At 67.0% G+C, this 14,309-nt stretch carries 10 protein-coding genes and 1 tRNA gene; 3 read left to right on the top strand and 8 right to left on the bottom strand.

Annotation, left to right across the window (positions count from 1 at the left end; all coding sequences use genetic code 11):
* On the bottom strand, positions 1-1,467 hold the full coding sequence (gene cysS / locus C8N38_RS06330; protein WP_108025000.1) for a cysteine--tRNA ligase: 1,467 nt from the start codon (positions 1,465-1,467) through the stop codon (positions 1-3).
* Positions 1,468-1,673: 206 nt separating this feature from the next.
* Between cysS and C8N38_RS06325 the strand changes: the two genes are divergently transcribed.
* Complete coding sequence (locus C8N38_RS06325) at positions 1,674-2,051, top strand: MmcQ/YjbR family DNA-binding protein (RefSeq protein ID WP_158272313.1); 378 nt, start codon at positions 1,674-1,676, stop codon at positions 2,049-2,051.
* Between the two features lie 87 nt (positions 2,052-2,138).
* Complete coding sequence (locus C8N38_RS06320) at positions 2,139-3,521, top strand: pyridoxal phosphate-dependent decarboxylase family protein (RefSeq protein WP_108024996.1); 1,383 nt, start codon at positions 2,139-2,141, stop codon at positions 3,519-3,521.
* Between the two features lie 4 nt (positions 3,522-3,525).
* Here C8N38_RS06320 and C8N38_RS06315 read toward each other — a convergent pair whose 3' ends face one another.
* From C8N38_RS06315 to tgt, 4 genes are all read right to left on the bottom strand, one after another.
* On the bottom strand, positions 3,526-4,116 hold the full coding sequence (locus tag C8N38_RS06315; RefSeq protein ID WP_108024994.1) for an outer membrane protein: 591 nt from the start codon (positions 4,114-4,116) through the stop codon (positions 3,526-3,528).
* 1,056 nt (positions 4,117-5,172) lie between these two features.
* Positions 5,173-5,247, bottom strand: a tRNA-Val gene (locus C8N38_RS06310).
* Positions 5,248-5,409: 162 nt separating this feature from the next.
* Positions 5,410-7,821, bottom strand: coding sequence for an endopeptidase La (gene lon, locus C8N38_RS06305; protein ID WP_108024992.1), 2,412 nt, complete (start codon positions 7,819-7,821; stop codon positions 5,410-5,412).
* Positions 7,822-8,047: 226 nt separating this feature from the next.
* Positions 8,048-9,175 (bottom strand): tRNA guanosine(34) transglycosylase Tgt, encoded by a 1,128-nt coding sequence (gene tgt / locus C8N38_RS06300; protein WP_108024990.1) that lies wholly within the window; start codon positions 9,173-9,175, stop codon positions 8,048-8,050.
* Positions 9,176-9,388: 213 nt separating this feature from the next.
* On the opposite strand from tgt, the gene rimK reads away from it, so the two are divergent.
* Positions 9,389-10,801: a 30S ribosomal protein S6--L-glutamate ligase gene (rimK, locus tag C8N38_RS06295; protein WP_108024988.1), complete on the top strand. Its 1,413-nt coding sequence runs from the start codon at positions 9,389-9,391 to the stop codon at positions 10,799-10,801.
* A 3-nt stretch (positions 10,802-10,804) separates the two neighbouring features.
* Here the strand turns inward: rimK and C8N38_RS06290 are convergent, their stop codons facing one another.
* The 3 genes from C8N38_RS06290 to C8N38_RS06280 form a co-directional block, all read right to left on the bottom strand.
* Positions 10,805-12,469, bottom strand: coding sequence for a peptidoglycan -binding protein (locus tag C8N38_RS06290; RefSeq protein ID WP_108024986.1), 1,665 nt, complete (start codon positions 12,467-12,469; stop codon positions 10,805-10,807).
* A 1-nt stretch (position 12,470) separates the two neighbouring features.
* A complete protein-coding gene (locus tag C8N38_RS06285; RefSeq protein ID WP_108024984.1) occupies positions 12,471-13,673 on the bottom strand; it encodes a biopolymer transporter ExbB in 1,203 nt (400 codons plus the stop codon).
* Between the two features lie 67 nt (positions 13,674-13,740).
* On the bottom strand, positions 13,741-14,298 hold the full coding sequence (locus C8N38_RS06280; protein ID WP_108024982.1) for a gamma-glutamylcyclotransferase: 558 nt from the start codon (positions 14,296-14,298) through the stop codon (positions 13,741-13,743).
* Between the last annotated feature and the right edge of the window lie 11 nt (positions 14,299-14,309).

Below are 14,309 nucleotides of genomic sequence, written 5' to 3'. Positions count from 1 at the left end.
TCATTCCAGTTCTACCCCATTGAGCGTGGCCAGATCAAAGCTGTCGAGAATTTCCGCGTCCGCATCCGCGTTCTTTGTCGCCCGTAGTTCCAGCCCACCGAGTAAAGCAGCCTTTCGCAGAGCATCAGCGGCTGGATAGTTTCGGTCGCGCCGAAGCCCTGCCCATCGAAAGGCAAGCTTCCAAGCCAGATCGATTTCGTCCGACGAGCGATTTCCACTCCATCCGAGACCAACCATCAGACCATCTTCAGACCTATCTTCCTTGCCTTTGCACCACCAATCAGAACTCGGCGTTAGACCAAGCAAATCGAGCGCTGCTCGTAATTGTGCCCCTTCGCCATGTGTCGCCAGCATATGAAGCCCTCGGATTGCTTCAGGCGTATTGAGATCGTTGACAAGGCTAGGAACAACGGAATGGAGGCCGTAGGGATTAGGCTGTTCAGGTTGGGACAACCTAAACCATGTGCGAAGGGTCTCTTTCGCTTCACGCGCCTTTTCGTCGGTCCAGTCCATCGGACTACGATAATGTGTCGACAGGAACACGAGGCGGATCACCTCGCCCGGCACGCCCTGCTCCAGCAGATCCCGCACCGTGAAGAAGTTGCCGAGGCTCTTCGACATCTTCTTGCCCTCGACCAGCAGCATCTCGTTATGCATCCAGATCGTCGCGAAATTGCCTTCGGGATGGGCGCAGCAGCTTTGCGCGATCTCGTTCTCGTGGTGGGGAAACTGCAGATCGATCCCGCCGCCATGAATGTCGAAACTCGGCCCCAAAAGCTCATAGGACATGGCCGAGCATTCGATATGCCAGCCCGGCCGCCCGCGGCCCCAGGGGCTGTCCCAGCCCGGCAGGTCACCGTCCGAGGGCTTCCACAGCACGAAATCCATCGGGTCTTCCTTGAAGGGCGCGACCTCGACCCGGGCGCCCGCGATCATGTCATCGACCGACCGGCCCGACAGCGCGCCATAGTCCTTGTAGGACCGCACCCGGAACAGCACATGGCCCTCGGCCGCATAGGCGTGGCCCTTCGCGATCAGGTCCTCGATCATCGCGATCATCGCGCCGATGAATTCGGTCGCACGGGGCTCGCGACCGGGCCTCAGCGCCCCAAGCGCGTCCATGTCGGCATGGTACCAGCCGATGGTCTCTTCGGTGCGCTCGCGGATCAGCTCTTCCAGCGAACGCGGATCGCCCGCCTGCTTGCGCTTCAGCGCCGCGGCGTTGATCTTGTCGTCGACATCGGTGAAATTGCGGACATAGGTGACTTTTTGCCAGTTCTTCTCCTTCGCGAGGCACTTCAAGAGCCGGTAGAGCACATCGAAGGTCACCACCGGCCGGGCATTGCCCAGATGGGCGCGGTCATAAACGGTGGGCCCGCAGACATACATGCGCACATTCGCAGGGTCGATCGGCTCGAACCGTTCCTTCTGCCGGGTCCTGGTGTTGTAAAGACGGATTTCGGTCATGGCGTCAGAGATCCTTCGCGCGCGTCCCGCGGCGGGTTCTGGCACATATCCTGTCTGAGGGAAATACGACGCCCGGCCCGCCCGAGGGATGTCAGCGGGTAATGCAGCAAATGGGGTTGCGGACGGTCGTCATGGCGCTGTCATATCAGCGCGGCACGGTCCTGCCAAGCCTGCGATCCCTGTCCCGACGCCCGGAACCCCGCCCCATGTCCGACCTGACACCCGACCAGACGCCTGCCCCGATGACCGAAGACCAGATCCTGGCCTTTTGCGACGGCCTGCCCGGGGCCGCGCGCAGCCAGCCCTTCGGCCCCGGAACCGACGTCTGGAAGGTCGGCGACAAGATCTTTGCGCTGATGGCGCCGGGCTCGGGCCGGGTCTCGCTGAAATGTGCCGATCCGGGCTTTGCCGAAATGCTGATCTCGGTCGGCCGGGCGGGGAAAGCGCCCTATCTGCCGCGCGGCGGCTGGATCGCGCTCGAAACCGCCAGCCAAGACCCCGAAGAAATGGCCCACCGCCTGCGCGAAAGTTACGACACCGTGCGCGCGAGCCTGCCGCGCCGGGTGCAGGCGACGCTCGACTGACCCCGCCCTCCCCCGCTGAGGCACCCCGCCTCCTTGCCCGCCACGCCGTCCCGGGCCTATCCCGGTCCCGAACAGAGGGGACAGGCCATGAATCACGACGATCTCGCCTATTGGTCGAAACGCGCCGCCGACTGGGCGCAGGCCTATCACGCGGGGCTCCGCGACCGGCCGGTCCGGGGCCAGACCGCCCCCGGCGAAACGGCCGCGAACCTGCCCGCCGCGCCGCCCGAGGCCCCGGAACCGGTCGAGACGATCTTCGCCGATTTCGAGGCGCTGGTGCCGGGCGCGATGACCCACTGGCAGCATCCCCGCTTCTTCGCCTATTTCCCGTCGAACGCCTCGCCCGCCTCGATGCTGGCCGAGCAGCTGGCCAATGCCATGGCCGCGCAATGCATGCTGTGGCAGACCTCGCCCGCCGCGACCGAGATCGAACAGGTGATGGTCAGCTGGCTGCGTCAGGCGCTTGGGCTTTCGGACCGCTTCACCGGCACGATCCATGACAGCGCCACCACCGCGACGCTTTCGGCGGTGCTGACGATGCGCGAACGCGCGCTGGGCTGGGCGGGCAACAGCGAGGGTCTGGCCGGGCAGCCGAGGCTGCGGATCTATGCCAGCGCCCAGACCCACAGCTCGGTCGACAAGGCGGTTCGGATCGCCGGGATCGGGCAGGAGAATCTCGTCAAGGTCGCGACCGACGCCGATTTCGCCATGGACCCGACCGCGCTCGATGCCGCGATCCGGGCCGATCTCATGGCCGGGCGGGTCCCGGCGGGGGTCATTCTGTGTGTCGGCGCCACCGGCATCGGCGCGACCGACCCCATCGCCGCCTGCGCGGCCGTGGCCCGGGCGCACGGGCTTTATATCCATGTCGATGCCGCCTGGGCTGGCTCGGCGATGATCTGCCCCGAATTCCGGGACCTGTGGGAGGGGATCGAGACGGTCGACTCGCTTGTCTTCAACCCGCACAAGTGGCTGGGCGTCCAGTTCGACTGTTCGGTACAGTTCCTGGCCGACCCGGCGCCGCAGGTCCGTACCCTTGGCCTGCGCCCCGACTACCTGCAGACGCTCGGCCAGGCGGAGGTGACGGATTTCAACGAATGGACGGTGCCTCTGGGGCGCCGCTTCCGGGCGCTGAAGCTATGGTTCACGCTGCGCGCCTACGGGCTCGAGGGACTGCGCACTCGGATCAGGAACCATGTCTCCTGGGCGGCCGAGGCGCGCGACGCCATCGCGGCGCTGCCGGGGATCGAGATCGTGACCGAACCGCGCCTGTCGCTGTTCACCTTCGCCCTGAACGACGAAGCCGCCACCGCCGACCTGCTCACGCGGGTCAACGATGACGGCCGTACCTATCTGACCCAGACCCGCCACGAGGGACGGCTGGTGATCCGGGTTCAGGTCGGGCCGTTCGACTGCACCCGCGAGGACGTTCTGACGATCCCGCGGGTGCTGGCCGATCTGACCCGGTGACCGGTCAGAACCGGTAGGACACGCGGACCGCCGCGGTGGTCGCGTCGGCGCCCACGCCCGAGCTGCCGAATTCGTCGAAGTCGTGATACAGCACTTCGGCGCCCAGCACCCAGTTCGGGGTCATCTGATAATCGACGCCGAGACCGACCAGATAGCCGGTTTCGCTGCCGATCGAGGTGTCGGTGGGCGCGATACCCGCGGTCGCGTAGGCCAGGGTACGGCCGAAATCGTAGCCGTACTGGCCCTTGATCCGCCACACCGAGTCGACCTCTTCCGAGCCGAAGTTCAGATCGGGTTCACCATATTCGACCTCGACACCGGCGACGGTCTTGCCGAAGTCCCAGCGATAGCCCGCCATGATGCCAAGGGCATCGCTGTCATCGTCCGGGGCCCCGCTATCGGTCGACACGTCGATATAGCCGTAGCTCAGACCAACATAGGCGCCGCCCCAGTCGCCATCGGGCGCGGCAGCCGGCACGGCGGGCACGATCACGGGTTCGGCCGGAGCCGGGGCATAGCTGCCCGCCATCGCCGGGGCGGCCATCGCCGCGGACAGACCCAATGCGATCGCGGCGGGTGCAAAATAGGATGTCATTGTCTTCTCCTTGCCTCTCGTTTGTTCTCCGCCTCCAGGGAGGAGGGGCGGTGTGTACGATTCTGGTGCGGAACCGGGAGCCATCCCGCACCTCATAACAAAATCCTCATGCCCGCCCCTGAAAAGAGCTAAGCACGGGGATGTGAGCCGTAGCGCCGCCGGTTGCACCGATCCGGCAGATACTGGCCGGTCCTTGCCCCTCGCTGAGCAAAGTCCTGCGCATCTGACGCAAGCGAAACGCCCGCCCCCGTGAAGGGCACCCCGACGGCCGCCCTTCAGCCAGAGAACGCCTCCCTTCCCCAAAAGTTCCCTTTGGCCGCCCGGGCCCGCGGCTTCACCAGCCCGGACCGGCGCCGCGCGGCGCGGATCCTGCTTGAGGCGCGACCCATGTGCGCCGCTCGCCGGATCGAGACGGACCTGGAAATACCTCCCAAGGTGCGTTTCCCGTCGATTGGTCATGACCGGTTCGCGAATGGACGGAGCGTCCAGCCGCTCGAAACACCCCAAGGTGCCGCCGACACATCCGGTGCGACTCAGGCGACCGGGACCCGGATCCAGCGGCATGACAGCGCGCCGGGCAAGCCGATGCCGAACGGACTGGCGCAGAGAACCAACGGTCAGATGCGGAAAGACCGCGCAACCACCCGACGGTCCGGAACCCGGCCCGGACTTGCGTCGGGACCGTGCCGGGATCGACGTTCTTGCTGCCGGTCATGCGCCCGTCCCCGCGGCCCCGGACGACCAGAGCGCGGAGGACTGCGCGCGGGCTCTGACTGCCGTGATCGCCCGCCGCTCTGCGCATCTGCAATGGTCCCCGAGATCGAGAGAGCAAGACAGCCGCGATTCTGCCGACCATGTGTCATTTCGGCAAAGCGCGTCGAGAACGGATCGTATCAGCAGGTTGCCAGGGCATTCCAACGGCATTGTGACCGGGCATCTGCACCAGGTCTTCTGCCCCCCGGGCCCGCGCAGCCGACGTGCTGGACGTCACAAAGCTCCGACAGGGTCAGTGAACCCGGGAACACTTCGCAAAAACGCCATAAGCCATTGAGAAGATGGTGGGTGATAAGAGATTCGAACTCCTGACATCTTCGATGTGAACGAAGCGCTCTACCACTGAGCTAATCACCCGTGGCGCGCTTGTTATCCGTCCGTGCCGAGCTTTGCAAGAGGGTCGGGGAAAATTGGCTTGGGCTTTTTTCAGGCACCGCCTTGTCGCCGTTGCGATGGCCGGATGCGAAAAGACGCGCCCTTTCGGGCGCGTCATTGGTTCTGTCCCGGAAAGGGATCGCGTCAGTGCGCGACCTGCCCCGCCGCCTCGCCGCCCGAGGCCTTGGCGGCGGCGGCCGCTGCGGCTTCCTCGGCGGCTTCGTCCCATTCGATGGGCTCGGGTTCGCGCACCAAGGCCTGTTTCAGAACCTCGCGGACATGAGAGACGGGGATGATCGTCAGCCCCTCCTTCACGTTGTCGGGGATCTCGCGCAGGTCCTTCTCGTTCTCTTCCGGGATCAGCACCGTCTTGATCCCGCCGCGCAGCGCCGCCAGCAGTTTCTCCTTGAGCCCGCCGATGGCCAGCACATTGCCGCGCAGCGTCACCTCGCCGGTCATCGCGATATCCTTGCGGACCGGGATCTGGGTCAGCACCGAAACGATCGAGGTCACCATCGCCACCCCGGCCGAGGGGCCGTCCTTGGGCGTCGCGCCCTCGGGCACGTGGACGTGGATGTCGATCTTGTCGAAGCGCGGCGGCTTGAAGCCGATCTCGGGCGCGATCGAGCGGACATAGCTCGAGGCGGCGTCGATCGATTCCTTCATCACATCGCCCAGCTTGCCGGTGGTCTTCATCCGGCCCTTGCCCGGCAACTTGAGCGCCTCGATCGACAGAAGATCGCCCCCGACCGAGGTCCAGGCCAGCCCGGTCACGACGCCGATCTGGTCTTCCTTCTCGGCCAGCCCGTAGCGGTACTTCTTGACCCCCAGATAGTCCTCGAGGACATCCGGCCCGATGGTGACCTTGTCGGTCTCTTTCTTGATCAGCTTGGTCACGGCCTTCCGGCCCAGCTTGGCGATCTCGCGCTCGAGGTTCCGCACCCCCGCCTCGCGGGTATAGCGGCGGATGATCTCGGTCAGCGCCTCGGGCGTCAGCTCGAATTCCTTGGCCTTCAGCCCGTGGTTCTTCATCTGCTTGGGCACCAGGTGACGTTCGGCGATCTCGCGCTTTTCGTCCTCGGTGTAGCCCGCGAGGCTGATGATCTCCATCCGGTCCAGAAGCGGGCCCGGCATGTTGTAGCTGTTGGCCGTGGTCAGGAACATCACGTTCGAGAGGTCGTATTCGACCTCGAGATAGTGATCGACGAAGGTCGCGTTCTGTTCCGGGTCCAGCACTTCCAGCATGGCCGAGGCCGGGTCGCCACGGAAATCCTGCCCCATCTTGTCGATTTCATCGAGCAGGATCAGCGGGTTGGTGGTCTTGGCCTTCTTCATCGCCTGGATGATCTTGCCGGGCATCGAGCCGATATAGGTCCGGCGGTGGCCGCGGATCTCGGATTCGTCGCGCACGCCGCCCAGGCTGATGCGGATGAATTCGCGTCCCGTCGCCCGCGCGACCGACTTGCCAAGCGAGGTCTTGCCGACGCCAGGCGGGCCGACGAGGCAGAGGATCGGGCCTTTCAGCTTCTGGCTGCGCTGCTGCACCGCCAGATATTCGACGATCCGTTCCTTGACCTTCTCAAGCCCGTAATGGTCGTTGTCCAGAACCTTCTCGGCCGCGGTCAGGTCCTTCTTGACCCGCGATTTCACGCCCCAGGGCAGCGACAGGATCCAGTCGAGATAGTTGCGCACGACCGTCGCCTCGGCCGACATCGGGGACATCGACTTCAGCTTCTTGACCTCGGCCGCGACCTTCTCGGAGGCTTCCTTCGACAGCTTGGTGCCAGCGATGCGTTCTTCCAGCTCGGCGATCTCGTTCTGGCCATCGTCGCCATCGCCCAGCTCGCGCTGGATCGCCTTCATCTGCTCGTTCAGATAGTATTCGCGCTGGGTGCGCTCCATCTGCGACTTGACGCGGGTCTTGATCTTCTTCTCGACCTGCAGGACCGACATCTCGCCCTGCATCAGGCCATAGACCTTCTCCAGCCGCTCGGCGACGGTCAGCGTTTCCAGAAGCTCCTGCTTCTGCGCGACCTCGACGCCCAGATGGCCCGCGACCAGATCGGCCAGCTTGGCCGGTTCGCGGGTATCGGCGACCGCCGACAGCGCCTCTTCGGGGATGTTCTTCTTGACCTTGGCATAGCGCTCGAACTCGGCGCCGACCGAGCGCAGCAACGCCTCGACCACCTCCTCGTCGCCTAGGTCCTCGGACAGCGGCTCGCAACTCGCCTCGAAGAAGGAGGGATTGTCGAGATAGCCGGTGGTGCGCACCCGCGTCTTGCCCTCGACCAGCACCTTGACGGTGCCGTCGGGCAGCTTGAGCAGTTGCAGCACGTTGGCCAGCACGCCGGTCCGGTAGATGCCCTCGGTCGAGGGTTCGTCCACCGCCGGGTCGATCTGTGCCGACAGAAGGATCTGCTTGTCGTCCTGCATCACCTCTTCGAGCGCACGGACGGATTTCTCGCGGCCGACGAAGAGCGGCACGATCATGTGGGGGAAGACCACGATATCGCGCAGCGGAAGGACTGGATAGGAAGAGCTGATATGCTCGGGCATGAGGTATCCTTAGGTTCGCTGGACGGCTACCGGCCCCGATCATCGGCAGCGCATGGCCGTCCCCGGTCTGCTGTCATTATCTGGGGCAATTGGTCGCCAATTCAACATGCCCGCCATGTTCCGGGGTCCAGAATGCCCGCCCGGCGCACCCGGCGCAAGCGCCGAGACGGCCCCCGTCCGGGCAAAGCCCCGCCAGGGTAAACCCGCCATCAACGGCGCCCGCCGCCTAGAGCGGGTCGATGTCGCCCTCGGCCCGCTTGGCATGGAACGCCGCCTGCCAGGCCGCGAAACGGCCCTCGGCGATGGCCGCGCGCATGCCCGCCATCAGCTCCTGGAAATAATGCAGGTTGTGCCAGGTCAGCAGCATCGACGAGAGGATCTCCTGCGCGCGGAACACATGGTGCAGATAGGCGCGCGAATAGTTGCGGCAGGCCGGGCAGGAACAGTGCTCGTCCAGCGGCCGAGGATCGTCGGCATGGCGCGCGTTCTTGATGTTGACGACGCCGCGCCGGGTAAAGGCCTGCCCCGTGCGCCCCGAGCGCGAGGGCAGAACGCAATCCATCATGTCGATGCCGCGCGCGACCGCGCCGACAATGTCGTCGGGCTTGCCGACGCCCATCAGATAGCGCGGCCGGTCCTCGGGCAAAAATCCGGTGGCATAGTCGAGGACGCCGAACATCGCCTCCTGCCCCTCGCCAACCGCGAGCCCGCCCACCGCATAGCCGTCGAAGCCGATGGCCGTCAGCGCCCGGGCCGATTCCTCGCGCAGCTCGCGGGTGACGCCGCCCTGCATGATCCCGAACAGCGCATGGCCCGGACGGTCGCCGAACGCCGCCTTCGACCGCTCGGCCCAGCGCATCGACAGCCGCATCGCGCGCGCGACCTCGGCCTCCGAGGCCGGGAGCGCCGGGCATTCGTCGAAACACATCACGATGTCGGACCCCAAGAGGCGCTGGATCTCCATGCTGCGCTCGGGGCTCAGCATGTGGGTCGAGCCATCGATATGCGACCGGAAGGCGACCCCGTCCTCCGACATTTTCCTCAGCCCCGACAGGCTCATGACCTGGAAGCCGCCGGAATCGGTGAGGATGGGCTTGTCCCAATGCATGAAGGCGTGCAACCCTCCAAGGCGTGCCACCCGCTCGGCCCCGGGCCGCAGCATCAGGTGATAGGTATTGCCCAGCAGGATGTCGGCGCCGGTCGCCGCCACGCTTTCGGGCAGCATCGCCTTGACCGTGCCGGCGGTGCCGACAGGCATGAAGGCGGGGGTGCGGATCGTGCCGCGCGGGGTTGCAATGGCGCCGGTGCGCGCGGCACCGTCGGTAGCGTGAAGGGTGAAACCGAATGTCGTCATGGACGTTCGCATATCAGCCCGGCGCGGCCGGGGACAGAGGCTCCGGCGCGCCGCTTCAGACGAAAATCTCCGGCCCCGGGACGATGCGCCGCTTGTGCCCCCGGAGCGGGCTTCGCTAACAGGGCGCGACAGGTCCGGCCTCGGGACAGGACACCGGACAGCACTTGGGAAGGAAACGGGCCGCGCGCCCGGCCACCGCACAGGACGATCCGCATGACCGAGCACACCGAACTGGCGCTCCCGGGCTTTCGCCTTGGCTGGGAAGAATGGATCTCGCTGCCCGAGCTGGGGTTGCCCGCGATGAAGGCCAAGGTCGATACCGGGGCCAAGACCTCGGCGCTGCATGCCTTCGACATCGAGCCCTTCGGGCCCGCCTCGCGGCCCAAGGTCCGCTTTGCGGTGCATCCGATCCCCGGGCGCGAGGATCTGTCGATCCCCTGCTCGGCCACCGTCGTCGACCGCCGCGAGGTGACCTCGTCGAACGGCGATTCCGAATGGCGCTATGTCATCGCCGCCGACATCGTGGTGGGCGAGCGGCGCTGGCCGATCGAGCTGACCCTGACCCACCGGGGCGGCATGGCCTACCGGATGCTGCTGGGCCGGCAGGCGCTGGGCGAGGACGTCCTCGTCAGCCCGGTCGACAGTTTCTGCCAGCCGATCCTGTCCTATGACGTCTATCACAGCCAGCGCGTGCGCGAGGTGGCGCCCGCGCGGGTGCTGCGCGTCGCCGTGCTCAGCCGCGAGCCGCACAACTATTCGACCGCGCGGCTGGTGTCCGAGGGCGAGACGCGCGGCCATGTGGTCGAGGTGATCGACACCGCGCGCTGTTACATGGCGCTCGACGCGCTGGCGCCCGAGGTCCATTACGACGGCGCCCGCCTGCCCCGCTATGACGCGATCATCCCGCGGATCGGCGCCTCGGTCACCGCCTACGGCACCGCCGTCATCCGGCAGTTCGAGACCATCGGCACCTATTGCGTCAACGGCTCCGAAGGCATCACCGCGAGCCGCGACAAGCTGCATGCCCATCAGATCCTCGCCCGGCACCGGATCGGCATGCCGACGACCGCCTTTGCCGCCTCGCCCAAGGATACCGGCAACCTGATCTCGCTGGTGGGCGGCGCGCCGCTGATCGTCAAGCTGCTGGAATCGACGCAGGGCAAGGGCGTCGTGCTGGCCGAAACCACCAACGCGGCCGAATCGGTGATCTCGGCCTTTCGCGGGCTGAAGGCCTCGTTCCTCGTCCAGCGCTTCATCAAGGAAGCCGCGGGCGAGGACATCCGCTGTCTTGTCGTCGGATCGAAGGTCGTGGCGGCAATGAAACGAACTGGCGCCGAGGGCGAATTCCGGTCGAACCTGCATCAGGGCGGCTATGCGGTGCCGGTCAAGATCACCCCGCAGGAACGCGAAACCGCGGTGCGCGCGGCCCGCGCCTTCAAGCTCAACCTCGCCGGGGTCGACGTTCTGCGCGCCCATGACGGGCCCAAGGTGCTGGAGGTCAATTCCTCGCCCGGGCTCGAGGGAATCGAGAAGGCCTCGGCCAAGAACATCGCGGGCATGCTGTACGACGAGATCGAAAAGCGGGTGCGCCCGCTGCCGGTTCCCAAGGGACGGCGGCGGCGCTGACGCTCAGCGCTCGGTCAGTTTCAGCTCGATCCGGCGGTTCTGGGCGCGCGCCTCCGGGCTGTCGCCCGCCGCCACCGGCTGGTACTGGCCGAAGCCCGCCGCCGCCAGCCGGTCGGGCGGAAAGCCCAGATCCTCGGTCATGTAGCGCACCACCGACAGGGCGCGGGCCTGGCTCAGTTCCCAGTTGTCGGCGAAATCGGCCCCCTTCGCCAGCGGCACATCGTCGGTATGGCCGTCGACCCGCAGGATCCAGTCGATATCGGGCGGGATTTCGCCCGCGACCTCGCGCAGGATCGACACCACATTGGCGATCTGCGCCTCGCCATCGTCCGACAGATCCGCCTTGCCGGTCTCGAACAGCACCTCTGACGAAAACACGAAGCGGTCGCCCACGATCCTGACGCCCTCGCGCCCGGCCAGAAGGGTGCGCATGCGCCCGAAGAATTCCGACCGGTAGCCTTCCAGCGTCTTCTTCTCGGCCGCCAGCCGCGCGGCCTCTTCCTCGGCCTTCCGGCGCGCGGCCTCTTCCAGCTCGGCGCGCGCGCGCTGTTCGGACGCCGCCTGCGCCAGCGCCGCGTTCAGCTTGCTGCCCAGCGTCTCGATCTGGACGCGCGCGGCGGCGTCGCGATCCTCGGCCGCGTCCAGCAGCCCCTGCAAATGGCCCAGCTGGCCGCGCAGCGCCGCCATCTGCCGGTTCAGCAACTCGACCTGCCGCTGGCTTTCGGCCGATTTGGCCTCTTCCTTGTCGAGCGTCTCGTTCGCCACCGCCAGCAACGCCGCGCGCCGGTCGGCCTCGTCCAGCGCGCCCTCGGCCTTCGTCGCGGCCTGATCGCGCGCCTTCTCGGCCGCCGCCAGCAGGGTCAGCGTGTCCTCGGCGCGCTTGCGGGCCTCTTCCAGCGCCAGGCTCATGGCGGTCAATTCATCCTCGGACCCGGCCAGCTTGTCGCGCAGCGCCGCAGCCGCCGCCGCCTCGGCCAGACGGTCCTTCTCGGCCTGCGACAGCGCGGCCTCGGTGCTTTCGACCTTGTCCGCCAGTTCCGCGCGCGCCGCCTCGGTTTCAGCGTTCCGGGCGTGCAGGTCGGCAATCAGGGCCTCCAGCGCCTCGCGTCGCGCCGCGGCCAGCCGCGCAGCCTCGGTCTGGGCATCGACCTCCTGCCGGGTGGAAGCCAGCGCCGCCTCCAGCCGGTCGCGGGTGCCCTTGAGATCGGCCACCTCGCCCGCCAGCGCATCGCCCCGCGCCTGCGCCGCATCGCGCTCGGTCAAAATCTGGGCCAGGCGCGCCTCGACATCGTCGATCCGGCTCCGCGCGGCGGCCAGATCGGCCTCGCCCACCGAGACCCGGTCGCGCAGCGTCGCGATCAGCGCGGCCTGCGCCTCGGCATCGCTGCGCGCCGTGCTCAGCGCAGCGCCCAGCTCGCCCACCTGATCTTGCAGCCCCGAGGCGCGCTGCCGTTCCATTCCCAGCGCATCGGCCAGTGCCGACAGCTCGGCATTCAGCTCGGTCAGTTCGCTTTTCTGCCCGGTGATGGTCTCGCGCAGCATCTCCTGCACCAGCATGAATATCGACAGCACGAACATCAGGACCAGCAACAGCGCCGTCATCGCATCGACGAAGCCCGGCCAGATCGTGGCCTGGAACCGTCCGCCGCTGCGCCGGGTCAGGGCCATCTCAGCCCCACCGCTCGTCCCCGGGCGCCAGTCGCGACAGCACCCGACCCAGCGCCGCCAGGTCGCCGCGCAGATCGGTGACCGTCTCCTGACGCCCGGCGGAAATCTCTTCGAGGATGCGCAGAAGCTGCACGTCGATCGACCGCAGCCGCATCCGCGCCTCGGCATCGGCCAGCGCGCCCTCCTCGCCCATCCGCGCCTCGATGGCAGCGGTGGCGCGGCCCTGCGCATCGGCCACCCGCGACAGCGCGTCCGTCACCGCGCGGGTGTCGTCAAGCTGCCGCTCCATCGCCGCGCCCAGCGTATTGACCGCCTCGGCCAGCGTGCCGACCCGGCTTTCCAGCGCCACCCGCTCGCCCTCGGATTCGGCGAAAAGCGTGTGCAGCCCCTCCATCTGCTCGGCCAGCTGGTCGAGCGTGGCAGCCAGAAGACCGACCTCGGCGCTGACTTCGCCCTCGCCGTCGCCGGACGAGAACCCGAGCCGGGTGATCGACGACAGCCATTCCTCGAGTTCCTGATAGAACCGGTTCTGGCCATGCCCGGCGAACAGCTCGAGCAGCCCCACCACCAGCGAGCCCGCGAGCCCCAGAAGCGACGAGGCGAAGGCCGTGCCCATGCCGCCCAGCTGGCTTTCGAGCCCGGTCATCAGCCGCCCGAACACCTCGACGCCGCCCTCGCCTTCGCGGGGCGCGAGCGAGCGGATGGTGTCCACCACCGCCGGCACCACCGTGGCCAGCCCGTAGAATGTGCCCAGAAGCCCAAGGAAAATCAAGAGGTTGGTCAGATAGCGCGTGATGTCGCGCTGTTCCTCGATCCGGGTTGCGACGGAATCGAGGATGGTGCGGGCCGAGCCCGTGTTGATCTGCATCCGCTTGTCGCGGCGCTTGCGCAGCAATGCCGCCAGCGGCGCCAGCAGCCGCGGCGCGCGGGTCAGGTTGTGCCCCGGAATGCCCGAGGCGAAATCCTCGATCCAGCGCACCGAGGCGCCCAGCTGGATCACCTGCAGAAAGCAGGTCGCGACCCCGATCAGAAAGACAAAGAAGATGGCCCCGTTCAGATAGGGGCTGGCCATGAAGACCGGCGCCACCTGGGGGTAGGCCAGATAGGCTCCCGTCGCGAACAGCACGCAGGAACTGGTCATCAACACAACCTGCCGCAGCGGTCTGGAAAACTGCGGCTCGGCCTCGCGGGGAGTCTTGTCCATGGGATTGGGTTCTGGCCCGGTCATTCCTGGGGCAGAGACTAGGCGAAGCCGGGCGGCCCCACAACAATCAATCCGTTTGCAACGCCCTGACCCGCTGGGCGAGCCAGTCGAGATCGGGGTCCGACAGGCCCAGTTCGGCCAGATGCGCCACCGTGTTGAACAGGTACTCGTCGTTCGGTCCCATCCCGCCCCGCGCGCGGGCGATGATGCGCGCCTGTTCCTCCAGCGGCAGCCCGCCGCAATACTGCACGTGATCGGGGTCGATCACATAGGCCACCACTCGCAAGGGCGCGGGCACCGTCCCGTCCGGGCTCGCCTCGGGCGTCACCTCAAGCTCGACCTCGAAATAGGCCGACGAGATCAGTTCGCGCTCGCGCAGCGCGGCCAGGGTCGCCGCCTCGGTCCCCGGCGCGGCCCGCAGCGCCACGCCATGGCAAGAGGCCCCCGGCGCGGCATCCAGCGCCAGCACCAGCCCCGGCTCGGCCTCGGTGCCGCGATGGTGGATCGAGCGCATGCAGAAGCTGCGATGCCAGCCGTCAAGCCGCGCGAGCCGCCGCTCGGCCACCTCGAAGCCCGGCTTCCACAGAAGCGATCCATAGCCGAAAACCCACAAGCCGTCCTGCATCGTCTGGTCCT

The sequence above is a fragment of the Rhodovulum kholense genome (assembly GCF_003053725.1).
Classification (GTDB): Bacteria; Pseudomonadota; Alphaproteobacteria; order Rhodobacterales; family Rhodobacteraceae; genus Rhodovulum; species Rhodovulum kholense.
Note: the sequence above shows the minus strand (reverse complement) of the source record. Positions and strands in the feature narration are given on the sequence as shown.